This window comes from Amphritea sp. HPY (assembly GCF_050870985.1).
Taxonomy (GTDB): Bacteria; Pseudomonadota; Gammaproteobacteria; order Pseudomonadales; family Balneatricaceae; genus Amphritea.
The window spans coordinates 3,886,057-3,912,578 of sequence record NZ_CP194015.1; the positions used below are offsets into that span (position 1 = coordinate 3,886,057).

The following is a 26,522-nucleotide window of genomic DNA, read 5'->3' on the forward strand; positions in this document are numbered from 1 at the left end:
TTTAATATCTTCTCAACTCAGTGCAGATCTTGCAGACGGCGTACGGCTTTTTCTTCACCATACTTCATCGCCATAGTCATCGCATCAGCACCTGCCAGCGTAGTACTGTACGGCACTTTATGCTGCAACGCGGAACGACGAATCTCAGCAGAATCAGCAATTGCTTTGCGACCTTCCGTAGTGTTGATAACGTAGGCGATCTCATCGTTCTTAAGCATATCAACGATATTCGGACGACCTTCCATTACCTTGTTGACCAGTTCAACCTGCAGACCTTCCTGCTCCAGCAGGGTTGCAGTGCCACGAGTAGCAACCAGAGTAAAACCAAGATCAACCAGATCACGGGCAACAGGCAAGACACTCTGCTTATCCACTTCGCGAACAGAGATAAACGCCTTACCCTTCACAGGCATCCGCTCGCCAGCACCCAGCTGCGCCTTCATGAAGGCCTCGCCAAAGGTATCACCAACACCCATAACCTCACCGGTAGACTTCATCTCCGGCGACAGGATCGGATCAACACCCTGGAACTTATTGAATGGGAATACCGCTTCCTTGACGTTAAACATCTCAGGTACGATCTCTTCAGTAAAGCCGATCTCTTTCAGAGTCTTACCAGTCATCACCTGAGCACCGATCTTAGCCAGAGAAACACCGATACACTTTGATACAAATGGCACAGTACGAGAAGCCCGAGGGTTAACTTCGATGACGTAGATCTCGCCATCCTGATAAGCCAGCTGAGTATTCATCAGACCAACAACACCCAGCTCCAGCGCCATCTTCTTCACCTGCTCACGCATCTCATCCTGCACGTCAGCCGGCAAACTATACGGAGGCAGGGAGCATGCAGAGTCACCGGAGTGAACACCCGCCTGCTCGATGTGCTGCATGATGGCACCGATTACAACTGTTTCGCCATCGCATACCGCGTCGATATCAATCTCTACAGCCGCATTCAGGAAGTGATCAAGCAGCACCGGAGCGTCATGTGACACCTGAACAGCAGTATTCATATACTGGCGCAGTTCAGCCTCTTTGTAGACGATCTCCATGGCACGACCACCCAGCACATAGGATGGACGCACAACCAATGGATAACCCAGTTTCTCAGCTTCGATAACCGCTTCTTCGAGAGAGCGAACAGTCGCGTTTTCCGGCTGTTTCAGCCCCAGACGCTTAAGCATCTGCTGGAACTGCTCACGGTCTTCCGCACGGTCAATCGCCTCTGGTGAGGTACCGATAATTGGTACACCTGCCTGTTCCAACGCTAACGCCAGTTTCAGCGGAGTCTGCCCGCCGTACTGTACGATAACGCCTTTAGGCTGTTCAACATTGACGATCTCCAGCACATCTTCCAGTGTAATTGGCTCGAAGTAGAGACGATCAGACGTATCATAATCGGTAGAAACCGTCTCAGGGTTGCAGTTAACCATGATAGTTTCATAACCATCTTCACGAGCAGCCAGAGCAGCATGTACACAGCAGTAATCAAATTCGATACCCTGACCGATACGGTTAGGACCACCACCGATAACCATAATCTTGTCGCGGTCTGAAGGCTTCGCTTCACACTCTTCTTCATAAGTAGAGTACATATAAGCGGTATCAGTAGAGAATTCAGCCGCACAAGTATCAACGCGCTTGAATACAGGGCGAATATCCAGCTTATGACGATGCTTACGCACCTGCTTCTCAGATACACCCAGCAGCGCTGCCAGACGTTCGTCAGAGAAGCCTTTGCGCTTCAGACGGAACAACGCATCTTTATCCAGCCCGGACAGAGCCATCTCAGACACACGCTGCTCTTCTTTAATAAGGTCTTCAATCTGAACAAGGAACCATGGGTCGATACCCGATAGCTCGTACAGCTCTTCCATCGACATGCCCAAACGGAAAGCATCGCCCACATACCAGATACGCTCAGCACCTGGCTGCTTCATCTCATGGATGATATCGGAACGCGCGTCTTCGCTGCTCAGATCGACAATAGGATCGAAACCTGTAGCACCAACTTCCAGACCTCGTAACGCTTTCTGAAGGGATTCCTGCTGCGTACGGCCGATCGCCATGACCTCACCAACAGATTTCATCTGCGTAGTAAGACGGTCATTTGCCTGCGGGAATTTCTCGAAGGTGAAACGAGGAATCTTTGTAACAACATAGTCGATTGCCGGCTCGAATGAAGCTGGCGTGGCACCGCCGGTAATATCGTTCTGCAGCTCATCCAGGGTATAACCTGCAGCCAGCTTTGCAGCGACTTTAGCAATAGGGAAGCCGGTTGCCTTAGAAGCCAATGCAGAGGAACGGGATACCCGCGGATTCATCTCAATAATGACAAACCGGCCGGTCTCAGGACACTGTCCGAACTGTACGTTAGAACCACCAGTCTCTACACCAATTTCACGCAATACAGCCAAAGAGGCATCACGCATAAACTGATACTCTTTATCAGTCAGCGTCTGAGCAGGGGCAACAGTGATCGAGTCGCCGGTATGAACACCCATGGCATCAAAGTTTTCTATCGAACAGATGATGATGCAGTTGTCGTTAGTGTCACGCACAACCTCCATCTCATATTCTTTCCAGCCGATCAGTGACTCATCGATCAACAGCTCGTTAGTCGGAGAAAGATCCAGACCACGCTCACAGATTTCGATAAATTCTTCTTTGTTATACGCGATACCACCACCGGTACCACCCATAGTAAAGGATGGACGGATAATGCTCGGGAAGCCCAACTGAGCCTGCACCTGCAGAGCCTCTTCAAGGCTGTGGGCAATCGCCGCACGCGGACACTCCAGACCGATAGACTTCATCGCCTTATCGAAACGATCACGGTCTTCCGCTTTATCGATAGTATCCGCGTTGGCACCGATCATCTCAACGCCAAACTGCTCCAGTACGCCTTCACGCTCCAGATCCAGTGCGCAGTTCAATGCCGTCTGACCACCCATAGTCGGCAGCAGCGCATCCGGGCGCTCTTTTTCAATAATTTTGGCAACAGTTTTCCACAGAATCGGTTCGATATAAGTGGAATCGGCCATTGCCGGATCGGTCATAATGGTTGCTGGATTAGAGTTCACCAGAATAACGCGATAGCCCTCTTCACGCAGGGCTTTACAGGCCTGGGCACCGGAGTAGTCAAACTCACAGGCCTGACCGATAACGATAGGCCCCGCACCGAGGATCAGAATACTTTGTATGTCCGTACGTTTTGGCATGTGTAAATAACCGATCGAATTGTGTTAAATCTTAAAGCTGCCCGGGGTTATATCACCGGGCAGAACGTCGTAGCTCTGCTTATCAGCCCTGCTTACGAGCTTCAATCGCACTTATAAAGCGATCAAACAGCGGCGCTACATCACGTGGCCCCGGGCTTGCTTCAGGGTGACCCTGGAAGCTGAAGGCGGAGCGATCAGTACGCTCAATACCCTGCAGAGAGCCATCAAACAGCGACTTATGCGTCGCGCGCAAAGTAGCAGGCATAGTGTCTTCATCGACAGCAAAACCATGGTTCTGACTGGTAATCATTACCTGTTTAGAATCCAGATCCTGAACCGGGTGGTTAGCACCATGATGACCAAACTTCATCTTCACAGTTTGAGCACCTGACGCCAATGCTAATAGCTGATGCCCAAGACAGATACCAAATACAGGCAGATCAGTATCACAGATCTCCTGGATCGCTGTAATTGCATAATCACATGGCTCCGGGTCACCGGGGCCGTTAGACAGAAAGACACCATCCGGGTTCAGCGCCAGAACATCAGCAGCTGGCGTTTTAGCAGGCACAACCGTAAGGCGGCAACCACGCTCAACCAGCATACGCAGGATATTACGCTTAACACCAAAATCGTAAGCAACAACATGGTGCGGTAGCTCAGACTCAGCAACGTCCTGATGACCTTCAACCCGATCCCAGGTAGTGGATGTCCAGCTGTACTGCTCAGAAACGGTCACTTCTTTCGCCAGATCCATCCCTTTAAGACCAGGGAAAGACTTAGCAGCAGCCAGTGCCGCCTCTTCGCTAATATCTTCGCCAGCCATTACGCATCCAGACAGAGAACCTTTCTCACGCAGAATACGGGTTAGACGGCGGGTATCGATATCAGCGATACCAACGATATTATTAGCTTTAAGGTATTCATCCAGGCTCTGCTGATTCCGCCAGTTACTGGCCAGCAAAGGCAGGTCACGGATCACAAGACCTGCAACCCATGTTTTAGAGGACTCTTCATCCTCTGAGTTAGTGCCCACGTTACCAACATGTGGATATGTCAGGGTCACAATCTGACGGCAATACGAAGGATCCGTCAGAATCTCCTGATAACCAGTCATAGAAGTGTTAAAAACTACTTCACCACTGGACTGTCCATCCGCGCCAATAGCGATTCCCCGGAAGATACTACCGTCTTCAAGGGCCAGAATGGCTGGTCTTGTCAAATCAACCTCCCCGCTTAGAGCGCAAAATCTAAACAGAATTAATAAACTTAAGTTGCAAAAAAGCGAGGTAGAACAAAATGCCCACCTCGCTTTTCTGTTGAGAATTCTTTATATGCATTTACTGCATTCAAACCGGCGGTATTTTAGTCTATTACAACAGTATTGTCTATCGCCCATCACCACGAAAAAAGCAGTGGCTAAAAAAGCAGAACGTCACTCCGTGACTCGCTAGAACGGAAGGCACGCCTTCCTGCTAGTAGCTAGTGGCTAGAAAAAACGTTCTTAACTGAATGCGGTGAAAACGCAGGTGTAAGGGAAAGCGGTTGGTTTTCAGGTGTTGCTTTTGACTTGCCTTTGACTGTCGCTTTTGACCTGGCTTTTGATTTTTCTAGCCACTAGCAGGTGCGCTTGCGCGCCGTTCTAGCTAACCAAACTTGTTTGGTGGTCTAGCCACTGTCTTTCGTTTTGGCACCGCCAAAACGAAAAAACCCCGATCACAAAGTGATCGGGGCTTTCCGTAATTAGGTGCTTGGCGATGACCTACTCTCGCATAAGGAAACCCTACACTACCATTGGCGCTAAGACGTTTCACTTCCGAGTTCGGTAAGGGATCGGGTGGTTCCATCTCGCTATGGTCGCCAAGCAAAAACTGTTAACAAAAGTAATCCTGTAAGAGAAGGAGAGTACAAGCTCTAATCCTTCGTCTGTTCTTATCGAACAGTGTATCTTAATCTATCAGCTCAACAAACGCTTTTGGCGTTATATGGTCAAGCCTCACGAGCAATTAGTACTGGTTAGCTCAACGCCTCACAACGCTTACACACCCAGCCTATCAACGTCCTGGTCTTGAACGGCTCTTCAGGGGGCTCAAGGCCCCAGTGAGATCTCATCTTGAAGGGGGCTTCCCGCTTAGATGCTTTCAGCGGTTATCCTGTCCGAACATAGCTACCGGGCAATGCCATTGGCATGACAACCCGAACACCAGAGGTTCGTTCACTCCGGTCCTCTCGTACTAGGAGCAACTCTTCTCAAATCTCAAACGTCCACGGCAGATAGGGACCGAACTGTCTCACGACGTTCTAAACCCAGCTCGCGTACCACTTTAAATGGCGAACAGCCATACCCTTGGGACCGGCTTCAGCCCCAGGATGTGATGAGCCGACATCGAGGTGCCAAACACCGCCGTCGATGTGAACTCTTGGGCGGTATCAGCCTGTTATCCCCGGAGTACCTTTTATCCGTTGAGCGATGGCCCTTCCATACAGAACCACCGGATCACTAAGACCTACTTTCGTACCTGCTCGACGTGTCTGTCTCGCAGTCAAGCGCGCTTTTGCCTTTATACTCAATGCATGATTTCCGACCATGCTGAGCGCACCTTCGTACTCCTCCGTTACTCTTTAGGAGGAGACCGCCCCAGTCAAACTACCCACCACACAATGTCCTCGATCCCGATAAGGGACCTGAGTTAGAACCTCAATATTACCAGGCTGGTATTTCAAGATTGGCTCCACCTGAACTGGCGTCCAGGTTTCAAAGCCTCCCAGCTATCCTACACAAGTAATATCAAAGTCCACTGCGAAGCTATAGTAAAGGTTCACGGGGTCTTTCCGTCTAGCCGCGGATATACGGCATCTTAACCGCAATTTCAATTTCACTGAGTCTCGGGTGGAGACAGTGTGGCCATCGTTACGCCATTCGTGCAGGTCGGAACTTACCCGACAAGGAATTTCGCTACCTTAGGACCGTTATAGTTACGGCCGCCGTTTACTTGGGCTTCGATCAAGAGCTTCGCCGAAGCTAACCCCATCAATTAACCTTCAAGCACCGGGCAGGCGTCACACCCTATACGTCCACTTTCGTGTTTGCAGAGTGCTGTGTTTTTAATAAACAGTCGCAGCCACCTAGTATCTTCGACCACCAACAGCTTAGGGAGTAAATCCCATCACCGTCAGCGGCGTACCTTCTCCCGAAGTTACGGTACCATTTTGCCTAGTTCCTTCACCCGAGTTCTCTCAAGCGCCTTGGTATTCTCTACCTGACCACCTGTGTCGGTTTGGGGTACGATTTCTTGTTATCTGAAGCTTAGAGGTTTTTCCTGGAAGCATGGCATCAACCACTTCGTCCAAAAGAGGACTCGTCATCAGCTCTCAGCCGTATGAGATCCCGGATTTTCCTAAGATCTCAGCCTACTGCCTTAAACACGGACAACCAACGCCGTGCCGGCCTAGCCTACTCCGTCACCCCATCGCAATAACAAAAAGTACAGGAATATTAACCTGTTTCCCATCGACTACGCTCTTCAGCCTCGCCTTAGGGGTCGACTCACCCTACCCTGATTAGCATTGGATAGGAACCCTTGGTCTTCCGGCGGGGGAGTTTTTCACTCCCCTTATCGTTACTCATGTCAGCATTCGCACTTCTGATACCTCCAGGATGCTTCTCAGCTTTCCCTTCAACGGCTTACAGAACGCTCCTCTACCACGCAATAAATTGCGTCCGTAGCTTCGGTGTATGGTTTGAGCCCCGTTATATCTTCCGCGCAGGCCGACTCGACTAGTGAGCTATTACGCTTTCTTTAAAGGGTGGCTGCTTCTAAGCCAACCTCCTAGCTGTCTGAGCCTTCCCACATCGTTTCCCACTTAACCATAACTTTGGGACCTTAGCTGACGGTCTGGGTTGTTTCCCTTTTCACGACGGACGTTAGCACCCGCCGTGTGTCTCCCATAATTGCACTCTACGGTATTCGGAGTTTGCATCGGGTTGGTAAGTCGGGATGACCCCCTAGCCGAAACAGTGCTCTACCCCCGTAGGTGAGATATGAGGCGCTACCTAAATAGCTTTCGAGGAGAACCAGCTATCTCCGAGCTTGATTAGCCTTTCACTCCGATCCACAAGTCATCCGCTGGCTTTTCAACGACAGTCGGTTCGGTCCTCCAGTTGATGTTACTCAACCTTCAACCTGCCCATGGATAGATCGCTCGGTTTCGGGTCTAATCCTAGCAACTGTACGCCCTATTAAGACTCGGTTTCCCTACGGCTCCCCTAAACGGTTAACCTTGCTACTAAAATTAAGTCGCTGACCCATTATACAAAAGGTACGCAGTCACGGTCTCAAGGACCGCTCCCACTGCTTGTACGTACACGGTTTCAGGTTCTATTTCACTCCCCTCACAGGGGTTCTTTTCGCCTTTCCCTCACGGTACTGGTTCACTATCGGTCAGTCAGGAGTATTTAGCCTTGGAGGATGGTCCCCCCATATTCAGACAGGATATCACGTGTCCCGTCCTACTCGATTTCACTGTAAGTAAGTTTTCGCATACGGGGCTATCACCCACTATCGCCACACTTTCCAGAGTGTTCTGCTAACTACATTACAGCTTAAGGGCTGGTCCCCGTTCGCTCGCCGCTACTAGGGGAATCTCGGTTGATTTCTTTTCCTCCGGGTACTTAGATGTTTCAGTTCCCCGGGTTCGCCTCTCAAAAGTTATGTATTCACTTAAGAGATACCCAGCTTATACTGGGTGGGTTTCCCCATTCGGAAATGTTCGGATCAAAGCCCATTTACCGGCTCCCCGAACCTTATCGCAGGTTAACACGTCCTTCATCGCCTCTGACTGCCAAGGCATCCACCGTGCACGCTTAGTCACTTGACCATATAACCCAAAAGGGTCTGATCGAAGAGACTGATAAAACTTCATGTCATTTTTCAATGACGATGAAATAACGATACATTTACGCCGGATTAGCGCTTGTACATATTTTTCATTCTCGTTACAGGATTCAATTGTTAAAGAGCGTTTAAAGCAAAAAGCTTTAAAAGATAGTCACTTAAGCAGTGAGTATGTTTTAGAGCTTTTGGGTATTCTTCAGTTAAGAAGAAATGGTGGAGCTATGCGGGATCGAACCGCAGACCTCCTGCGTGCAAAGCAGGCGCTCTCCCAGCTGAGCTATAGCCCCAGTTGCTCTCTCTAAAGAAGATCAGATAATTCGTGTGAACGCTTGCTAAGATTTCGCTATCGTTTAAGGAGGTGATCCAGCCCCAGGTTCCCCTAGGGCTACCTTGTTACGACTTCACCCCAGTCATGAACCACACCGTGGTAACCGCCCTCCCGAAGGTTAAGCTAGCTACTTCTGGTGCAATCCACTCCCATGGTGTGACGGGCGGTGTGTACAAGGCCCGGGAACGTATTCACCGCGACATTCTGATTCGCGATTACTAGCGATTCCGACTTCATGGAGTCGAGTTGCAGACTCCAATCCGGACTACGACCGGTTTTCTGAGATTAGCTCCCCCTCGCAGGTTTGCAGCCCTCTGTACCGGCCATTGTAGCACGTGTGTAGCCCTACTCGTAAGGGCCATGATGACTTGACGTCGTCCCCACCTTCCTCCGGTTTGTCACCGGCAGTCTCCTTAGAGTTCCCACCATTACGTGCTGGCAAATAAGGACAAGGGTTGCGCTCGTTACGGGACTTAACCCAACATTTCACAACACGAGCTGACGACAGCCATGCAGCACCTGTCACAGAGTTCCCGAAGGCACTAAGCTATCTCTAGCGAATTCTCTGGATTTCAAGAGTAGGTAAGGTTCTTCGCGTTGCGTCGAATTAAACCACATGCTCCACCGCTTGTGCGGGCCCCCGTCAATTCATTTGAGTTTTAACCTTGCGGCCGTACTCCCCAGGCGGTCTACTTAGTGCGTTAGCTGCGCCACTAAGAGATCAAGTCTCCCAACGGCTAGTAGACATCGTTTACGGCGTGGACTACCAGGGTATCTAATCCTGTTTGCTCCCCACGCTTTCGCACCTCAGCGTCAGTATCAGACCAGGTGGTCGCCTTCGCCACTGGTGTTCCTTCCTATATCTACGCATTTCACCGCTACACAGGAAATTCCACCACCCTCTTCTGTACTCTAGTTTGCCAGTATCAGATGCAGTTCCCAGGTTGAGCCCGGGGCTTTCACATCTGACTTAACAAACCGCCTACGCGCGCTTTACGCCCAGTAATTCCGATTAACGCTTGGACCCTCCGTATTACCGCGGCTGCTGGCACGGAGTTAGCCGGTCCTTCTTCTGCAGTTAACGTCACAGGATGCCGCTATTAACGACACCCCTTTCCTCACTGCTGAAAGTGCTTTACAACCCGAAGGCCTTCTTCACACACGCGGCATGGCTGCATCAGGCTTGCGCCCATTGTGCAATATTCCCCACTGCTGCCTCCCGTAGGAGTCTGGACCGTGTCTCAGTTCCAGTGTGGCTGGTCATCCTCTCAGACCAGCTACGGATCGTCGCCTTGGTGAGCCATTACCTCACCAACAAGCTAATCCGACGCAGACTCATCTAATAGCACGAGGTCCGAAGATCCCCCGCTTTCTCCCGTAGGACGTATGCGGTATTAATCCAAATTTCTCTGGGCTATCCCCCACTACTAGGTAGATTTCTACGCGTTACTCACCCGTCCGCCGCTCGTCATCTTCTAGCAAGCTAGAAATGTTACCGCTCGACTTGCATGTGTTAGGCCTGCCGCCAGCGTTCAATCTGAGCCATGATCAAACTCTTCAGTTTAAATCAAGAATGTCGGAAAAAGACATTCTGTAAATCTAGCTCAAAGTACTAAACAACTACATGTAAATGAATTCACATATGGTCGCTTTGTCTTTGATAAAGCTTTTGTGCTCCATCTCAACAAGCGCCCACACGAATTATCTGATCAATCTGTTAAAGAGCGTTGCCTGAGTGACTCAAACCGTTGCCGGTGTGTCGCCTCAAGCGAGGTGCGTATTCTACTCAACACCCTGTTGAAGTCAACCGTTTTATTTGAGAAGTTGTAATAAACTTACAAACAAACCGTTGTGCTTCATGTTGCGATTAATCCGTTTAAAAAACACTGTTTTTCAAAGAGTTAAACTCAACACCTCAAGCTGTCTCAGTGGCCGTTGCCGGCTGCTGTCTCAAGCGAGGAAGCGCATTCTACATCCCTCGGCAGAGGAGTCAACAGGGGAGGCACAAAATAGTGTCGTTTTTATGAAAAACATCGCACTACGAAAAGACAAGTGGCTAGACCGCGACTACGTCGCTAGCTAGAACGTCGCTACGCGACTGCTAGTGGCTAGAAGCCCCCTTCTTAATAGATAAAGGTGACAACGTACTTTGTAAGCAGGGTTTGTGTTTTTTCGCATTTTCTTAAACCAAAAAAAACGCCTTCCGGCGTTTTTTTTTGGTTTTGCTTTTTCTAGCTACTAGCAGGAAGGTTCACCTTCCGATCTAGCAAGTCGCGCAGCGACGTTCTAGCCACTTAGCGAAGCTTGCTTTCCGGTCTAACTATTCGCAAAGCTTCGCTTTGCTAAGAGTATTGCAGCGGCACTATTGTGCCCCACATAATCACTGTTACCGCTAGCAATCCTACCAGTACACAGAGTCCTACCGTCAAAATTGACGCGGAGAAAAAGAATGCCCGGTCTTCCGGAATCTGCATAATTTCTGGTACACCGGTAAACAGCAGATACACGGTGTAACACACAGCTGCCAAGCCTACTATCACATTCAGCCATAATACCGGGTATAGACCTACTATCCCTGCCAGGAACATTGGTGTTGCTGTAAATGTAGTCAGCACCATACACTCATCGATCGTTACATTGCCGCCATAGGTCTTTTCCATCCAGTGAATAACATAGGCGATAAAGCCTACCGCCACCCACATTGCTGCATAAAATGCCACTGCAGCCATGAAAGCACTACCCATGGTTAGCTTGACGAACTCTCCTCCAGCGACACTCCATCCTATCTGCGTCGTACCTATGAACAGCGCTAACGCCGGTATCGCTGCCAGAATGCTGATCTGCGATAAAAAGCAGTGCATCATGGAATAGTGCTCTTTCCTGATATCCTGCCACTCATGTTTAGGGTCATATAGCACACCCCACATATGTTGAATAAACATAGACTTGCCTCCTAAGACTGATCACCCTCAGCCTTAATTTTGGTTTCTCGGTTTAAGGTTTTACTCCTTCAGTTCTTTCTCAGTTGTGATTGCTTTAGTCATCTAATTCTTTTCAGACAAAAATTACGCTGTAATGATCCAGCAACAGCACTACGAATAACCACATAATGTATTTGATGCTATACCAGAACATCGCCAGGGGAGCCTGTTTATCCCGGCCCTTATACACCCGTACAGCCCACTGCATGAAACGTAAATTTAATACTGACACTCCTATAAGATAGATCATTCCACTCATTCCGGTCATAAATGGAAATACCGTTGTAACAATCATCAGCAAGCTATAAAGCATAATTTGTAAACGGGTATAGGCTTCACCATGGGTCACTGGCAACATCGGGACGCCGGCACGGGCGTATTCATCTTTCTTATGAATACAAAGAGACCAGAAATGGGGTGGCGTCCAGGCAAAGATTATCAGCACGAGCAACAAACTGTCTGGCTCCACTACTCCAGTCACTGAAACCCAGCCCAATAGCGGTGGAGCTGCACCCGCAATCCCACCAATTACAATATTCTGCGGCGTAGCCCGCTTCAGATAAACCGTATAAATCAGTGCGTAGCCTATCAATGCCATTAAAGTCAGCCACGCTGTCAGAGGATTAACCAGCCAGATTAGAATCCCTTCCCCAATCAGGCCAATCGCCGCCGCGAACAGCAATGCATGCACTGGTTCAATTTTTCCCTGAGGTAGTGGCCTGCGATGAGTACGACACATTTTTGCATCAATCTTACGATCCATTACATGGTTTACTGCAGCGGCAGATCCTGCAACCAGCCCGATACCCAGAGACGCCCAGATAACAATATCTAACGGTGGCATATATGGCACAGCCAGGAACATACCGACGACAGCCGTCAATAACATTACTAACACGACTCTTGGCTTACAGAGCTCAAGATAATCCCGCCAGACTATCTCTTTCACTTGTGAATTCGCTGGTATATCAGCCATGAATTACCTCCATACGATCATCCGTCAACCTGACTTTTTCGGTCCAGGAGCAGTGTCTTCGATGCAGTTTTTCAACCAAAGCAGGCAGAGCAATAACAGAACCGCGCCACTGTGATGAGCCATTGCCAGCAACAAAGGTAATGCCAGCACGACATTTGCGATACCAAGCCCCAACTGTATTACCAGAAGCAATAACAACACAGAGGCAGGTTTTCGCAGGTTATGGCGCATCATTGTTATGCCGATAAGCAGCAACAACGCTATGGCAACAATCAGTCCTCCGACACGATGCGCCATCTGAATAGCTGCCCTGGCCGGTTGCGGTAGCATACCGCCCTGGTAATCCGGACCTATCTCTGTTTCAACATTGAATCCCGCAATAAAATCCAGTTCCGTTTTAATGTCAGCCTGGCAATACAACCAGTGAGTACATGACCAGCCAGCATAATTAGTACTGGTCCAGCCACCCAGCGCCAGCTGCATAAAAAGCAATACCACAGCAACAGAAGCAATTTGCTTAGCGGGTTTCAAAGCAATATTCAGTTTTGAACGAGAGGCGCTTATCTCATAGCCTTCAGATTCCGACAGGCGTAATAGCTTAAGCTTTTGTAATAACCCGATCAGCAAAGCCAGAGTCAGCAAACCTCCCAACAAGTGCAGGGTTACAACTATAGGTAACAGCTTTAACGTGACTGTCCACATACCGAATAATCCCTGAATCACCACCAGCAACAACAAGCTAACCGAATGCCAAAAAGGATAGTTTTTCCGATCCTTATTTAATCCGGCTACACCAACAAGAATCATTGCCACCAGCCCCAGGCCGCTTGCAGCATAACGATGGGTCATCTCAAGCCAGCCCTTATCGATATCAACCCGTAGACCACTGAACTCTTGCTCAGCACGGGTAATCTCTTCGCTGGTTTCTGGTACAACTAACTTACCGAAGCACCCAGGCCAGTCCGGGCAGCTCAAACCTGCATCGTTGAGCCGGGTCCAACCTCCCAGCGTGATCACCACAAGCGCCAGAATGATTGCCAGTCGTGTTAGCCAGATTGCCTGATGCTTAACAGGTTGCTTCAACATTTACTGCTCACCTTACTCAGCCCACTCTAGACACCCTGAGTAGTCGTTTGAGATCTTTTAATATCGCTTGCGGTTGTTGATCCAGCCGATAGCCAGTAACCAGATTTCCCAGCGGATCAACCAGGATCATCGTATCGGAAAATCCCGCTTTTTCATTCAGAACCCTATGCCACTGCAGGCGATCACGATCTTTGCCCAAAGCGGTATGAATATTTGGCAAATATTCATTCCAGTCACGACATATCTGCTGACAACGGCTACTTTGCAATAAAAGTAAACGCCACCGCCCGTTAGCTATATAGGGCAGTCCCTGCTCATCAATTAATTGCAGAGAGGACAACACCAGTCCTTCTGGTTGCAGGGTTCCCTGATTAGTTCTACCCTCAGGCTGAGCAAATCCACTGGAGTAGCTAACCATGGCAGCAAACAGCGGTATTAGTGCTACAGCCCATATCAACCAGAATACTGAGTGCTTCTTCATACTGTCTCCTTACGTATGCTGTTGACCCACCAATCACGGATCAGCCAGCTAATACCTGTCATTAGCACAAGCGCCAGACCGAACCACTGCAACGCATATGCCTGATGCTTTGCCGGGGGCATATTGACCACCTGCCAGTCGGTTACAAGCTCAACCGTCAACGGCTCAGCCACCCTCAGCACAGCAGGATAAAGCGCCCCGCCTAATGCTTCCCCAGCCCTCTTCAGATCTAACTGCTGAATCCTTACCGGCCATGTTTTCTGCCAGTTATCCACACCCAGCAACAAGCCTTTACTTCCTTCAACCAGATTCCCAATCATCTCAACGGAGTCGGTAGGCAATTTCACTTCAGGTAAAATTGCCCTATCCAGATCACCAACGACCCAGCCTAGATTAACCAGAATTCCCATCGATCCATGCTGTGGATAAAATCCGGCTATCACCTCATACCCGACACGCCCCTCACGAACCTTGTTATCCAACAGAAACAAATGCCTTGTATCTAAAATCCCGTTTAAGCGAATCCGAGTTCCGGCGACCGGCTCTGTCGGCAGCTGCAGTAAAGGCTCATTCTGCTGCCAACTCTGCAGGATAAGCGCCTTCTCTTCGGCCCGCTCAAGCTGCCAGAAGCCTAATCCGATCAATGCCGGCACCAGCAGTAACGCAAAAGTTGCAATGAATAACTTGAACCCTTTAACGGTCTGAACTTTACTCATAGCAGTAATCCTGAAGGTACTGAGTCATGCTAAAGTCCATTATTCTGCTTCTGTTTGCAGCCATAGTTATTTCCCTTTTTTCCGGGCTCTGGTTCCTGCTACAAGATCAGAGTCGCTCCCAACGTACGGTCAACTCTCTGATTATTCGCGTCTCTTTAGCTTCCGTTCTGTTACTACTACTTATTTACGGTTTCTATAGCGGCGAAATCAGCTTGCGATCCCCCTTCCCGGTGCCAACGTCATAACTTGCTCAGGCAACGCTTCAGATAACATAAACAAACAGGAACAACCCGATCCATACCACATCAACAAAATGCCAGTACCAGGACACCGCTTCAAAACCAAAATGGTGGTCCGGCTTAAAGTGCCCTTTCAATACCCGCAATAAAATAACCACCAGCATCAGTGCCCCCAGAGTTACATGCATACCGTGGAAGCCAGTCAGGATAAAGAAAGTGGCTCCGTAGATTCCCGCATGCAGAGTCAAACCCAGCTCGTTATACGCTTCAGCGTACTCAATCGCCTGAAATGTCAGAAAAGCAGCACCTAGCGCTATCGTTATGGCCAACCACAGACTGACCTGCGAGCGTCGATTCTGTTTCAGCGCCTTATGAGCCACAGTGACGGTAATACTGGAAGAAACCAGCAACACAGTATTAAGAAGCGGCAGATGCCAGGGATCGATTACCCCCTGAGGACCGGGGAAAGCTTGCATGTCCGGCGTTTTCATCAATGGCCAGGTTGATTCAAAACCCTGCCAGAGAATATTTGCCATTCCCTTTGCTCCTTCTCCCCCAAGCCAGGGCACAGAGAGGTTCCTGACATAGAAAAGCGTTCCAAAAAAAGCAGCAAAAAACATAACTTCAGAAAAAATAAACCAGCTCATCCCCCAGCGAAATGAACGATCCATCTGATCAGAATAAAGCCCGGCATGGCTTTCATCGATCACATGGCCGAACCAGCCAATCAGGATAAGTCCCATGAACAGGGCTCCGGCAAGCAGTAATATCAGGCCAAAGCCGCCACCAGCGTCAGCGGACAATGAATTGATCAAATTCCCCGCGCCAAAGGTGATCATGAACAGAGCGATTGAGGCCAGTATCGGCCATTTACTCTGCGCTGGTACATAGTAAGTCTCGGTGGTCATAGAGAGTCCCTCCGCAAGCTATCGCCTTCAGAAGCAGCCTGCTGTTGTCGGGTAACATCAAAAATGGTGTAGGACAACGTGATTGTTTTGATATGTTGCGGCAATTCACGATCTATCATCAGTATCAGCGGCATCTCACGCTGCTCTTTACTGTTGAGCGGCTGCTGCTCGAAACAAAAGCAGTTTATCTTGTGCAGATAATCGGCCGCCTCTGCCGGTGCTACGCTAGGTACAGCCTGCGCAATCATGAAATTAGCTGTAGGATTGAAAGCCAGATAATGAGTCTGTTTCATCTCTCCGGGAAAGACCTGAAGCTGATTTACCGCAGGCGTAAAACGCCATGGCATGCCTTCATTATTTACCGCTATCAGCTGCACGTTTATCTTCCGGCCAGTATCAACCATCGTCTCTTCGCTGACCGGACCTGTGTTATAAATCTTGCCGTTTAGCCCGGTCACCCGGCAAAATACGTCATACAAGGGCACCAACAGAAATCCAAAACCGAACATCAACACCGCACCTAAAATAAGGTTGCGGGTGAGACGCCGATTCTTCTGCTGCAGCTGATCCATAAGTCATGACCTAATCAATAACAGGAGGCTTGCTGAATGAGTGGTAAGGGGGCGGAGAAGGCAAAGTCCATTCCAGACCATGGGAGCCCTCCCAGACTTCGGCGCTGGCTTTCTGACCGCCCCGAATACAACAAACCAGGTTGTATACAAATATCAGCTGGGACAGGCCGAAGATAAACGCACCAACCGTTGCCACCATATTAAAGTCAGCAAATTGCAGAGCATAATCGGGAATCCGCCGTGGCATCCCCGCCAGACCAAGGAAGTGCATCGGGAAAAACGTGATATTTACTCCGATAAAAGAAACCCAGAAATGCACCTTACCCATGGTTTCGTTATACATATGGCCCGTCCACTTCGGTAGCCAGTAATAGGCTGCGGCCATTATTGAGAAAATCGACCCGGGCACCAATACATAATGGAAGTGAGCGACAACAAAATAGGTATCGTGATACTGAAAATCGGCCGGCGCTATCGCCAGCATCAAGCCAGAAAAGCCGCCGATAGTGAATAACACCACAAACGCCAGAGCAAACAACATCGGGGTTTCAAAAGTCATTGAGCCCCTGAACATAGTCGATACCCAGTTAAACACCTTCACCCCGGTCGGCACCGCAATCAACATAGTGGTATACATGAAGAACAGTTCACCAGCCAACGGCAACCCCACCGTAAACATATGATGGGCCCAAACGATAAATGACAAGAAGGCAATTGATGATGTGGCATACACCATGGATACATACCCAAACAGCTTCTTGCGCGCAAAAGTTGGAATAATCTCAGAGACAATACCGAAGGCCGGCAGAATCATGATGTACACTTCCGGATGGCCAAAGAACCAGAACACATGCTGAAACAGTACCGGATCACCACCACCGGCTGCGTCGAAGAAGCTGGTACCGAAATGTATATCCATCAACATCATAGTGACCACGCCAGCTAACACCGGCATAACCGCGATCAGAAGGAAGGCCGTGATCAGCCAGGTCCAGACGAATAATGGCATTTTCAAAAATGTCATTCCCGGCGCTCTTAGATTAAGAATTGTGGCAATGACATTAATCGCACCCATAATCGAGCTGATCCCCATCATGTGCACGGCAAAGATAAAGAAAGTGACGCTGGGAGGCGCATAAGTAGTGGATAGAGGAGCATAGAAAGTCCAACCGAAGTTAGGCGCCCCTCCCTCCATGAACAGGGTGGAGAGCATCATTGCGAAAGCAAAGGGGAGGATCCAGAAACTCCAGTTATTCATCCGCGGCAGAGCCATATCCGGCGCTCCTATCATCATCGGTACCATCCAGTTAGCCAGACCAACAAAAGCGGGCATCACGGCGCCAAAAACCATAATCAGACCGTGCATAGTGGTCATCTGATTAAAGAATTCAGGCATTATCAGCTGTAACCCGGGCTGGAACAGCTCAGCCCTGATAGTTAACGCCATACAGCCACCGATAAAGAACATCAGCAGACTGAATAACAGATACAAAGTACCTATATCTTTATGGTTGGTAGTATATAGCCAGCGGGTAATCCCCCGGGCCGGACCATTATGGTGTGCGGTGCTAGCTGTCTGATCCAGGGTAGCCATAAACGCCTCCTACTCCAGTCGCTGTTGTATTTGCTGCGGAGTCACTACAGAGCCCTGATTACCCCAGCTATTTCGCTCATAGGTAATTACCGCAGCCAGATCAGAGACACTCAGCTGCTCAGCATAAGCCTGCATGGCAGTGCCCGAACTACCTTTGAGTACGATATCAATATGTGCTTCCGGCTCAGCATTCAATAACGGACTACCGGCCAGCGCCGGGAAGGCCCCCGGTATGCCCTGACCGTTCGCCTGATGACAGGCGGCACAACTGACCTTGTAAACCTCCTCACCCCGGTGCATCAGCTCATCTTTACTCCACTCTTTTTCCGCAGCAGCCTGCTGCTGCTCACGGGCCTGTGCAAAGCTGGTAAGCCACAGCTGATAATCCGCTTCTGATTTAGCCTCAACCACTATTGGCATAAAACCATGATCACGACCACATAGTTCTGCACACTGCCCCCGGTACACGCCAGGCTGATCCACTTTAGTCCAGGCCTCGTTGATAAAGCCAGGTATTGCATCCTGCTTCACGGCTAAAGCGGGCACCCACCAGGAGTGAATCACATCATTTGAAGTCAGCAAAAATCGAACTTTCTTACCGACAGGAATTACCAGTGGCTTATCGACTTCCAGCAGATAGTTCTCCCCTTTCAGGCTTTCATTTCCGATCTGCTCCTTGGGCGTAGCCAGATTGCTGAAGAAATCGACATCCTGATTGAGATACTGGTAACGCCATTTCCACTGATAACCGGTAATCTGAATATCTAAATCAGATTCAGCCTTGTCGTATATTTCAATCAGTGTACTGCTGGCTGGAATAGCCATAGAGACAAGAATAAAAAACGGGATAACAGTCCAGAGCACTTCGACCCAGGTATGCTCATGAAAATGAGCCGCTTTAACCCCCCGGGATTTACGATGATAAATAATTGACCAGAGCATCACGCCAAAAACGACTATAGCGATCACGACACAGATATAAAAAATGGTCATATGAAGGCTATAAACGGACCGGCTTATCTCCGTCGCACCTTCTTTCAGATTTAGCTGCCAGTCAGCACTGGCTGACGAGGCAAAAAAAAGCCCTGCATACAGCAGGGCCCATCTGTAACTTCGCATTGGCTGGCCCCCTTACTGTTTTGTTTCAAACAGCTTGCCCAAGCCCATACTCTACGATTCCACAATGTCCCGGAGAACAGCTTGGTTATCAGCCAGTATAGCAGCTGAAAATCAGGGTCAAGTCGAAAAGCCAGATAAGCCGGAATCGGAAGACAGCAGAACACCCTTCCCATAGGGAAAGATAAAATAGTTATATTCTCCTGAAAAAAAACTCTAACCAGCTAGCGTAATCAACAACCAGTACAACAAAGTAATGAGCGCGACAAGAAAAGCAGCAGCAGCCAACAAACTTAGCAACAGTGAAGGAGCCGGCACCTTAAAGGGCTTACGCCGGTCATCCGGAGGCTCTGCAAAAAGCAATTCAACTATCTTAAAAAACCGAAAACTCAACAACTTAACCAGTTCAAGTATTTTTTCGGGTAGCTGTTCAGGTAACATCACCATCCCTACCTATACACCGGCCTGATTCAACCAATACCACATAGCCGAATCAGCCACGGCGAAAATCTTTATCTTTGTTTTTTAAGATATAGTCGATAACCCAGCATCCACGCCAGTATCAATGCATATAATAATTGTTCATAAAAACTGGCACGGATCTGCCAGAAAAAATGCAACATCACTAACAAGCTAACCGGATAGATCAACTGATGTATCATTTTCCAGCGTGCCCCGAGGCGTCGCATCATCTTTTTAGTTGAGGTAATACCTAGCGGAAGTAATAACAGAAATGCACTAAATCCAGCGATAATATAAGGTCGTTCCGTCAACTCCCGAAGCAGAATGTCAATCCGCCAACCGACCAGAAAAGTAGCAAAACTAAGAATATGCAGCACGACATAGAACAAGGCATACAGCCCCATCATACGACGAAACTTTATTATCCAGACCCAGCCAAACAGATGTCTTAGCGGTGTAACTGCCAACGTTATCCAAAGCATATTCAGTGCCCAGGTGCCCATATAGTCGACAATATATTTTGCCGGATCGGCACCCAGATCATTATCAAAACCACTGCGAATAATCAGTAACAGGGGGAGCAAAGGAAGCAGAAAAAAGGTCCACCAGCGGATCATCCTGAAAACGGGCAGAGCCCTTCCCTCTATCAACGCCATAACGTCAGAACCACTGCTTCAGGTCCAGCCCCCGATACATAGAAGCGACCTGCTCGGCATAGCCATTAAAGGGTTGAGTATCAATGATATTAGGACTAAGAAGAGGAGAAGGCAGGCGCCGTTCTGTCGCCTGACTCCAGCGTGGATGATCGACCAGGGGATTAACGTTAGCATAAAAGCCATATTCATCCGGCGCTGTTTTATTCCAGCTGGTCAGGGGCATCGTTTCGGTGAAATGAATCCGCACTACAGACTTTATAGATTTAAAACCATACTTCCAGGGTACAACCAGCCTCAGTGGCGCACCGTTCTGAGGAGGTAGCGCATTACCATACATTCCAACGGTCATCAGCGTCAGTGGATGCATCGCCTCATCAATCCGTAAACCTTCAACGTATGGCCAATCGATAGTACCAAATGAACTGCGCTGCTCAGGTAGTTGCTCTTTATCCAGTATTGTCTCGAATAAAACATACTTCGCTTTTGAAGTCGGTTCGAAACGCTTAATTAGTTCAGACAACGGAAAACCCAGCCAGGGAATAACCATCGACCAGGCCTCTACACAACGCAGCCTATATACACGATCTTCCAGTGCGTGGGGCGCCAGAATATCTTCCAGGTTATAGTTACCCGGCTTGACCACTTCGCCACTGATTTCGACTTTCCATGGGTCTGTTCTGAACTGCTGGGCATAGCGAACCGGATCCCGCTTATCAGTACCAAACTCGTAGAAGTTATTATGAGTGATCGCATGATAGTAAGGCGCCAGTGCTTCACCGCTGGAAAAATCCTGGTTACGGATTGCTGCGGTAATCTTTGGCTGCAACCACTGAGGACCCTTATAGCGGGGCAGATCATCGGGTATATCATAATCTGCAAGCGCCCAGGACAAGGGCGAAAAAGGGATAGTAGAAAAGGCAGCAAGACCCACTGCCTTTTTCATAAACTGCCTGCGGTTGCGGTAAGCAGTTTCAGAGGTTATTTCTGATGACCTTATCAATTCAGGCTTTCCGATCAGCATATAACCTCCTGTTTTTTTTGAATTTTTACCCGCTGACAATCTTACGCTTACGTAGCAACCAGAGCACCGGACCAGACAATGTGTAGCCCAGAATCAACAGCCACAGGAAGATCGGTGGACTGATCGAGATCACGCCAATCACCAGCACGATAGCCAGCAAAATCATAAAAGGAATTTTGCCCTTGGCATCGATATCCTTAAAGCTGTGATAGAGCACATTGCTCACCATCAAAACTCCAACAAGAGCAACATAAACAGCGATCACATAGACAAAGCTACTGACATCGATATCGAACTCAACACTCGCCCAAACCAGCCCGGCAACCGCAGCAGCCGCAGCAGGGCTTGGCAAACCGACAAAGTAGCGCTTATCCACTGAACCTATCTGTGTATTGAACCGGGCCAGACGCAAGGCCGCTCCTGCAACATAGATAAAAGCGCAGAACCAGCCAAACTTCCCTGCATCACTCAGTGCCCAGCTAAAAGTCACCAATGCGGGGGCCACACCAAAAGAGACCATATCTGACAATGAATCGTACTCTGCACCGAACGCGCTCTGAGTATTCGTCATGCGGGCAACCCGCCCATCCAGGCCATCCAGCACCATCGCCACAAAAATGGCGATAGCCGCGCTATCAAACTGACCGTTCATGCCCGCGACAACGGCATAAAAGCCACAAAACAGAGCGCCGGTAGTAAACAGATTGGGTAACAGATAGATACCGCGGCTGCGCGGTTTAACTGACTGCTGATCCTGCTCTGGACAATCCTTTGCAGCGCTATTGTCGGCGCCGTTATGATCCTGCTGATCGTTCATAAAGTGTTTACACCACAACTATTAATAACTTCAGTAATAACAACTTCAGACATTCTACTTTCCTGTCGCGCTGAAAGCTATTCAGAGGACAACAATACCCGGTCGACAAATTTACGAACAAGAATATTCGACTCAGGCGTTTCTACCGCCGAATCTAACACCTGATCCAGATGGGAATCACCATCGGTATAGTGCGCTTTATAAAAAGTAAGACGTTCAACCAAAGTAGCTTTATCCACCTCAGGATGGAATTGGAACGCCCAGAAAGGCTTCCCCTTTAGCTTGAAACTATGCAAACACTGATTGGTATAGGCCAGCAACTGACAGTTTTCAGGCAATTTTTCGGCGTACTGTCGATGCACTGAAACTGCATGAAAGCCCTCGGGGGTATCATGATAAAGCAGATCATCTGCGGTCGATTCTGTCAGCGAGATGGGCAAGGTGCCCATTTCAAAATCGATATCACGATGCAAAATCTCGCCACCCAGCGCCAGAATTGCCAGCTGAAAGCCGAAACATGAAGCAAACACTGGCTTACCAATTTCACCACAGTGGCGAATCAATTTCTGACTCTGCTCAACAAAAGGGTACTGATCAGGCTTTAATACATTGGCTTCACTAGCACCACCAACGAACAACGCATCATACTGATCTGCCGCATCAACAGCGAAATCAGGAGTATCAAACACATTCAGAATATCGATCTGAGTAGTGGATACACCACAATAATCGGCGAAGCTTTGGTGCTCTTCCCGGCGCACCTGCTCACCATCCCGAATCTGCAACAGGAGGATTTTTAACTGATCGCGGTTCTTCAAAATCACATACCATTCAATCGTGGTTACGAAGCAATAGTTTCAAAACTGTTTTTTGAAACAGTACTTTGAAACAGTACTTTGAAACTAAGGATACAGTGCTTAGTTTAAGTCTCAACAAAAAAGGGGCTGCACCCTGGTGGATACAGCCCCTTTTCAATCCGGAAGTACTACTTTAGACCGGGTAGAAAAAACGGTATATCAATTTTCTTTTCGGTCAGTTTACGAGTAATAATTTGTTTCAACGGGGCAAAGTTATTCGCGATTCGCAGCGTAGCCTTACGCGCAACTTTGGCAGCAAAGTTATCATTGGTAAACAGCCCTACTACCAAATTTGTCCCCATATACAGCGGCTTAGTCACCCGCATATGAGCACTCTGGTACTTTTCAAGAACACTGGCAGAACCAATATCCCGCCCCTGAGCTATCGCACTTTTAATCTCTTTTGCCAGTGTTTCCTGGCTGCGCAGACCAAGGTTAAAGCCATGTGCCGTCACCGGGTGCATGCCAACCGCGGCATCTCCGATAACCGCAAAGCGACGACTGACAAACTTATTCGCATGCACAGCAACCAACGGGTATAGATGACGCCGACCGTATAGCTTCATGCTACCTAGTTGTCCCTGCATGCGTTGTTCGATATCCGCCGCGAAAGCCTCCTCATTCATATTAAAGATTGTGTCGGCTTCCGTACTCGATACTGTCACTACGATAGAAGAGAGATTGCCATTCATCGGCAAAATAGCCAGGGTACGACCATAATGGAAACACTCGAATGCGGTCTGGTTATGAGAAATGCTATGCTCCATCCGACAGACAATCGCAGTACGGGAGAAATCCTTCATCGATGCGGGCACCCCCATCTTGCGCCGCGTTTCAGAAAAACGGCTGTCAGCAGAGACCAGTAAGTCGCATTCGATCTGCTGACCGCTCGACAGCTTTACCCACGCGTTTTCTGATGAGCTGCCCACATCTTCCACGGATACTTCAGTGATCAACTCAACATTTTCGATCCCTTCAACCACTTCAAAGTAGGCCTTGCGGATCTTATCGTTAGGTACCAGGTAGCCCAGCGCATCAAGGTCAGCAGAATCATTATCAAAATCCAGGGTGTAACTGGAGTCGCCATCCAGAACCTTGGCGGCACAGATAGGGGACACATCCTGATCTGCCAGTTGTTGCCAGGCGCCGGATGACTTCATCATATCCATAGAAAGATGGGTCAGTGCGATCTCGCGCCCATCTTCCGGTGGCTGACGCAGCGTATCCAGCGATGAGCGCTCCACCAATAACACTTGCAACGGAGTGTCCGCCAGAGAACGAGCAAAGCTGAGCCCTGCAGGACCTGCGCCAATGATTACAATGTCATATTTCATGTGGGCCTCTGATCAGTAATCTGAATATAACCGCCAACTTTATAGGCTAAGCCTGTCGATTTCTTCGACCCAGATCAAACCGCGGTGAAAAACTCCTGGCACAAGGAAAAAGACACAATAGCCAGAGATTTGTATTGCGATATCCGATTTGTATGCAACACTATGAATCACAAAACGCAATACTGTATATGGCCCGACCTATGGACACCCGATCTCTCAAGCTATTTGTCACTCTGTGCGAAACACTTCACTTCGGCCGCGCCAGTGAGGCCTGCCACATCAGCCCTTCAGCGCTTAGCAGGGCGATTAAACAACTGGAGGATTCCCTGGGAGTACAATTATTCGAGCGGGATAACCGCACTGTTACCCTGACCCGGGAAGGTTTGCTGTTTCAGGAATATGCCCGTGAAGCGATGATCCAATGGGATGTAATACGCAACTCACTGCTGGCCGAAGCCCAGGAGCTGCAGGGCGAGATCAGCGTGTACTGCTCGGTCACCGCCAGCTATAGTTTTCTCTACGATATTCTCAGTCAATTCCGGCGGCAGCATCCGAAAATTGAAATAAAGCTCCATACCGGCGATGCCGAAAATGCGATCCAGCGAGTGATCGCAAACGATGAAGATATCACTATCGCGGCGAAACCGGACAGCTTGCCTGTCGGGCTTGCCTTTAAGCAGATCGCCACCTCACCACTGGTATTTATTGCGCCAAAAGAAGACCAGGTACTAGATCCAGCTCTGAACAAGAGCAATATAGACTGGGCAGAAATACCGATGATTTTGTCTGAAGAAGGCGTAGCTCGAAAAAGGATCGACCGTTGGTTTAAGCAGCTCGCAGTAAAACCGCTTATTTATGCCCAGGTAGCTGGCAATGAAGCGATAGTAAGTATGGTCAGCCTGGGATTCGGCGTCGGCGTAGTGCCTAAAATCGTACTGGATAACAGCCCTTTGGCTGAAAAGGTCAGAGTACTCCCGATAGAACCACGCCTTAAAGCCTATGACGTGGGACTCTTTGCCCTGAAGAAGAAACTGCAGAGCCCTCTGATAAGTGCCTTCTGGTCACAACTTTAAAGAGAAAGCAGCATCCTTATGATTAACACCTTTTGATCACAGCTTTAACCGCTTCACTCTGCAAATAAGGCCTCAATTTCAGGAATAATTGAAGGCCGTCCACGCTGGTTAAGTGCAGTACCGATCACAAGGCCGGCAACACAAACCTTTTCATCGCTCAGGCGGATAACCCGCTGCCGAAAGCCAAACTTAACTTTACTGATACGCTCGACGCTGACCTCAACTACGAAACGGTCACCGCTTTTAAGTGACTGTTTATAATCCAGCTCTGAACGGATCACAACCAGATGAATGCCAGCCTCCGTAAGCGCGGCAAAGTCTATATTCTTTTCCAGCAAATATTCATGACGGGCGTGTTCCAGATAATTGAAATAAGCACCATTATTGACGATGCCCTGCATATCCAGTTCATAGTCGCGGACTTTTAATTCAATACGGAAAACACTCATCTGATACTCCTGAACAATGAAAAAACAGGGCTGCGATAGTAGCACCCCTGTTACAGACTAACCACTGATCTAAAGAGTCGTTTCAGTGTGTTGAGTGGACTGGTTTCATTGGTTCCGGCGCTAAACTATCGATCAGTTTAAGCAATGCATCAACACCGTGCTTAAGGTCGGTATTATTATCAATGCGCATGATATTAGCAGGCAGTGAATCAACTATCTGTCGGTGTCGCTCAAGTCGCTGGAGGATCTCTGTTTCACTTTCCCGTCCCCGCTTCAGCAAACGCTGATGCAGCGATTCAGAATCTACTTCGACCAATACCGGGATCAGATTAGGATAACTGTGCATCGCAATCCGCAGATACTCACGAGAACCGTTAATCACGACATTAACGCCTTTAGCCAACCAGTTATCGATCTCAGCGCCGATACCATAGCTATAACCATGGGAATACCATTGCATAGCGAACATCCCCATACTGGCACGCATATCAAACTCGTCAGCAGACAGGTGAATATGATTCTCGCCACCGATATTGGCGGCCCGGGTAATATAGCGATGGGCAACAAAACAGCCATGATCAGGTTGTAGTCGCTGACGGCAACCTTCCAGCAAACTGTCTTTGCCGCTGCCTGATGCGCCTACCAGATAGAGCAGTTTTCCACTCATATTCATATCTCAGATTATTTATGACCATGCAGGTCGAGAACTCCAAGAGTAATACGCAGCAACAGGAAAA

20 protein-coding genes, 1 tRNA gene and 3 rRNA genes are annotated in these 26,522 nt (G+C 48.9%); 2 read left to right on the forward strand and 22 right to left on the reverse strand.

Annotation, left to right across the window (positions count from 1 at the left end; genetic code table 11):
- Positions 1–17: 17 nt before the first annotated feature.
- The 11 genes from carB to ACQUQM_RS17285 form a co-directional block, all read right to left on the reverse strand.
- Entirely contained in the window at positions 18–3,224 is a 3,207-nt protein-coding gene (gene carB / locus ACQUQM_RS17235; protein WP_432471110.1) for a carbamoyl-phosphate synthase large subunit, read from the reverse strand.
- A gap of 82 nt (positions 3,225–3,306) precedes the next feature.
- Positions 3,307–4,446 carry a glutamine-hydrolyzing carbamoyl-phosphate synthase small subunit gene (gene carA / locus ACQUQM_RS17240; protein WP_432471111.1) on the reverse strand — a complete coding sequence of 380 codons (1,140 nt, stop codon included), beginning with the start codon at positions 4,444–4,446 and terminating at the stop codon, positions 3,307–3,309.
- A 527-nt stretch (positions 4,447–4,973) separates the two neighbouring features.
- Positions 4,974–5,089: ribosomal RNA gene (gene rrf, locus ACQUQM_RS17245) — 5S ribosomal RNA — on the reverse strand.
- Between the two features lie 120 nt (positions 5,090–5,209).
- A 23S ribosomal RNA gene (locus ACQUQM_RS17250) occupies positions 5,210–8,102 on the reverse strand.
- Positions 8,103–8,330: 228 nt separating this feature from the next.
- A tRNA-Ala gene (locus ACQUQM_RS17255) sits at positions 8,331–8,406 on the reverse strand.
- A gap of 64 nt (positions 8,407–8,470) precedes the next feature.
- Positions 8,471–10,011: ribosomal RNA gene (locus tag ACQUQM_RS17260) — 16S ribosomal RNA — on the reverse strand.
- The 16S, 23S and 5S rRNA genes sit together here with 1 tRNA gene alongside, the layout of an rRNA operon.
- A 778-nt stretch (positions 10,012–10,789) precedes the next feature.
- Entirely contained in the window at positions 10,790–11,389 is a 600-nt protein-coding gene (locus ACQUQM_RS17265; RefSeq protein ID WP_432471112.1) for a Yip1 family protein, read from the reverse strand.
- Between the two features lie 112 nt (positions 11,390–11,501).
- Positions 11,502–12,404: a heme o synthase gene (cyoE, locus tag ACQUQM_RS17270; protein ID WP_432471113.1), complete on the reverse strand. Its 903-nt coding sequence runs from the start codon at positions 12,402–12,404 to the stop codon at positions 11,502–11,504.
- A 24-nt stretch (positions 12,405–12,428) separates the two neighbouring features.
- Positions 12,429–13,490: a COX15/CtaA family protein gene (locus ACQUQM_RS17275; protein ID WP_432471114.1), complete on the reverse strand. Its 1,062-nt coding sequence runs from the start codon at positions 13,488–13,490 to the stop codon at positions 12,429–12,431.
- Positions 13,491–13,506: 16 nt separating this feature from the next.
- Positions 13,507–13,971, reverse strand: coding sequence for a hypothetical protein (locus tag ACQUQM_RS17280; RefSeq protein ID WP_432471115.1), 465 nt, complete (start codon positions 13,969–13,971; stop codon positions 13,507–13,509).
- Positions 13,968–14,687, reverse strand: a complete 720-nt coding sequence (locus tag ACQUQM_RS17285) for an SURF1 family protein (protein WP_432471116.1) — start codon at positions 14,685–14,687, stop codon at positions 13,968–13,970. The genes ACQUQM_RS17280 and ACQUQM_RS17285 overlap by 4 nt, the downstream gene beginning before the upstream one ends.
- A 26-nt stretch (positions 14,688–14,713) precedes the next feature.
- Here ACQUQM_RS17285 and ACQUQM_RS17290 point away from each other — a divergent pair, with 26 nt between their 5' ends.
- Positions 14,714–14,932, forward strand: coding sequence for a DUF2909 domain-containing protein (locus ACQUQM_RS17290; RefSeq protein WP_432471117.1), 219 nt, complete (start codon positions 14,714–14,716; stop codon positions 14,930–14,932).
- A 17-nt stretch (positions 14,933–14,949) separates the two neighbouring features.
- Here the strand turns inward: ACQUQM_RS17290 and ACQUQM_RS17295 are convergent, their stop codons facing one another.
- From ACQUQM_RS17295 to ubiM, 9 genes are all read right to left on the reverse strand, one after another.
- Complete coding sequence (locus tag ACQUQM_RS17295) at positions 14,950–15,834, reverse strand: cytochrome c oxidase subunit 3 (protein WP_432471118.1); 885 nt, start codon at positions 15,832–15,834, stop codon at positions 14,950–14,952.
- A complete protein-coding gene (locus tag ACQUQM_RS17300) occupies positions 15,831–16,406 on the reverse strand; it encodes a cytochrome c oxidase assembly protein (protein WP_432471119.1) in 576 nt (191 codons plus the stop codon). Before ACQUQM_RS17300 ends, ACQUQM_RS17295 begins: the two co-directional genes overlap by 4 nt.
- Positions 16,407–16,416: 10 nt before the next feature.
- Positions 16,417–18,000, reverse strand: coding sequence for a cytochrome c oxidase subunit I (ctaD, locus tag ACQUQM_RS17305; protein WP_432471120.1), 1,584 nt, complete (start codon positions 17,998–18,000; stop codon positions 16,417–16,419).
- Between the two features lie 9 nt (positions 18,001–18,009).
- Positions 18,010–19,119 carry a cytochrome c oxidase subunit II gene (gene coxB, locus ACQUQM_RS17310; protein WP_432471121.1) on the reverse strand — a complete coding sequence of 370 codons (1,110 nt, stop codon included), beginning with the start codon at positions 19,117–19,119 and terminating at the stop codon, positions 18,010–18,012.
- Positions 19,120–19,628: 509 nt separating this feature from the next.
- On the reverse strand, positions 19,629–20,234 hold the full coding sequence (locus tag ACQUQM_RS17315) for a sulfite oxidase heme-binding subunit YedZ (protein WP_432471122.1): 606 nt from the start codon (positions 20,232–20,234) through the stop codon (positions 19,629–19,631).
- A gap of 4 nt (positions 20,235–20,238) precedes the next feature.
- The gene (gene msrP, locus ACQUQM_RS17320; RefSeq protein ID WP_432471123.1) at positions 20,239–21,255 is read right to left on the reverse strand and encodes a protein-methionine-sulfoxide reductase catalytic subunit MsrP; all 1,017 of its coding nucleotides are present in this window, start codon (positions 21,253–21,255) and stop codon (positions 20,239–20,241) included.
- 25 nt (positions 21,256–21,280) lie between these two features.
- Positions 21,281–22,072, reverse strand: coding sequence for a CDP-diacylglycerol--serine O-phosphatidyltransferase (gene pssA, locus ACQUQM_RS17325; protein ID WP_432471124.1), 792 nt, complete (start codon positions 22,070–22,072; stop codon positions 21,281–21,283).
- Between the two features lie 77 nt (positions 22,073–22,149).
- Positions 22,150–22,896, reverse strand: a complete 747-nt coding sequence (locus ACQUQM_RS17330; protein WP_432471125.1) for a type 1 glutamine amidotransferase — start codon at positions 22,894–22,896, stop codon at positions 22,150–22,152.
- Positions 22,897–23,057: 161 nt separating this feature from the next.
- On the reverse strand, positions 23,058–24,263 hold the full coding sequence (ubiM, locus tag ACQUQM_RS17335; protein ID WP_432471126.1) for a 5-demethoxyubiquinol-8 5-hydroxylase UbiM: 1,206 nt from the start codon (positions 24,261–24,263) through the stop codon (positions 23,058–23,060).
- A 200-nt stretch (positions 24,264–24,463) separates the two neighbouring features.
- On the opposite strand from ubiM, the gene ilvY reads away from it, so the two are divergent.
- A complete protein-coding gene (ilvY, locus tag ACQUQM_RS17340; RefSeq protein WP_432471127.1) occupies positions 24,464–25,336 on the forward strand; it encodes an HTH-type transcriptional activator IlvY in 873 nt (290 codons plus the stop codon).
- A 53-nt stretch (positions 25,337–25,389) separates the two neighbouring features.
- Here ilvY and ACQUQM_RS17345 read toward each other — a convergent pair whose 3' ends face one another.
- Both ACQUQM_RS17345 and phnN read right to left on the reverse strand, forming a co-directional pair.
- Positions 25,390–25,785 (reverse strand): acyl-CoA thioesterase, encoded by a 396-nt coding sequence (locus ACQUQM_RS17345; RefSeq protein WP_432471128.1) that lies wholly within the window; start codon positions 25,783–25,785, stop codon positions 25,390–25,392.
- An 82-nt stretch (positions 25,786–25,867) separates the two neighbouring features.
- Positions 25,868–26,452, reverse strand: coding sequence for a phosphonate metabolism protein/1,5-bisphosphokinase (PRPP-forming) PhnN (gene phnN, locus ACQUQM_RS17350; protein ID WP_432471129.1), 585 nt, complete (start codon positions 26,450–26,452; stop codon positions 25,868–25,870).
- Positions 26,453–26,522: the final 70 nt, after the last annotated feature.

Coding starts and splice junctions, on each gene's coding strand:
- carB (WP_432471110.1), bottom strand. CDS start 3,224: ATGCCAAAACGTACGGACATACAAAGTATTCTGATCCTCGGTGCGGGG.
- ACQUQM_RS17265 (WP_432471112.1), bottom strand. CDS start 11,389: ATGTTTATTCAACATATGTGGGGTGTGCTATATGACCCTAAACATGAG.
- cyoE (WP_432471113.1), bottom strand. CDS start 12,404: ATGGCTGATATACCAGCGAATTCACAAGTGAAAGAGATAGTCTGGCGG.
- ACQUQM_RS17275 (WP_432471114.1), bottom strand. CDS start 13,490: ATGTTGAAGCAACCTGTTAAGCATCAGGCAATCTGGCTAACACGACTG.
- ACQUQM_RS17280 (WP_432471115.1), bottom strand. CDS start 13,971: ATGAAGAAGCACTCAGTATTCTGGTTGATATGGGCTGTAGCACTAATA.
- ACQUQM_RS17285 (WP_432471116.1), bottom strand. CDS start 14,687: ATGAGTAAAGTTCAGACCGTTAAAGGGTTCAAGTTATTCATTGCAACT.
- ACQUQM_RS17290 (WP_432471117.1), top strand. CDS start 14,714: ATGCTAAAGTCCATTATTCTGCTTCTGTTTGCAGCCATAGTTATTTCC.
- ACQUQM_RS17295 (WP_432471118.1), bottom strand. CDS start 15,834: ATGACCACCGAGACTTACTATGTACCAGCGCAGAGTAAATGGCCGATA.
- ACQUQM_RS17300 (WP_432471119.1), bottom strand. CDS start 16,406: ATGGATCAGCTGCAGCAGAAGAATCGGCGTCTCACCCGCAACCTTATT.
- ctaD (WP_432471120.1), bottom strand. CDS start 18,000: ATGGCTACCCTGGATCAGACAGCTAGCACCGCACACCATAATGGTCCG.
- coxB (WP_432471121.1), bottom strand. CDS start 19,119: ATGCGAAGTTACAGATGGGCCCTGCTGTATGCAGGGCTTTTTTTTGCC.
- ACQUQM_RS17315 (WP_432471122.1), bottom strand. CDS start 20,234: ATGGCGTTGATAGAGGGAAGGGCTCTGCCCGTTTTCAGGATGATCCGC.
- msrP (WP_432471123.1), bottom strand. CDS start 21,255: ATGCTGATCGGAAAGCCTGAATTGATAAGGTCATCAGAAATAACCTCT.
- pssA (WP_432471124.1), bottom strand. CDS start 22,072: ATGAACGATCAGCAGGATCATAACGGCGCCGACAATAGCGCTGCAAAG.
- ubiM (WP_432471126.1), bottom strand. CDS start 24,263: ATGAAATATGACATTGTAATCATTGGCGCAGGTCCTGCAGGGCTCAGC.
- ilvY (WP_432471127.1), top strand. CDS start 24,464: ATGGACACCCGATCTCTCAAGCTATTTGTCACTCTGTGCGAAACACTT.
- ACQUQM_RS17345 (WP_432471128.1), bottom strand. CDS start 25,785: ATGAGTGTTTTCCGTATTGAATTAAAAGTCCGCGACTATGAACTGGAT.
- phnN (WP_432471129.1), bottom strand. CDS start 26,452: ATGAGTGGAAAACTGCTCTATCTGGTAGGCGCATCAGGCAGCGGCAAA.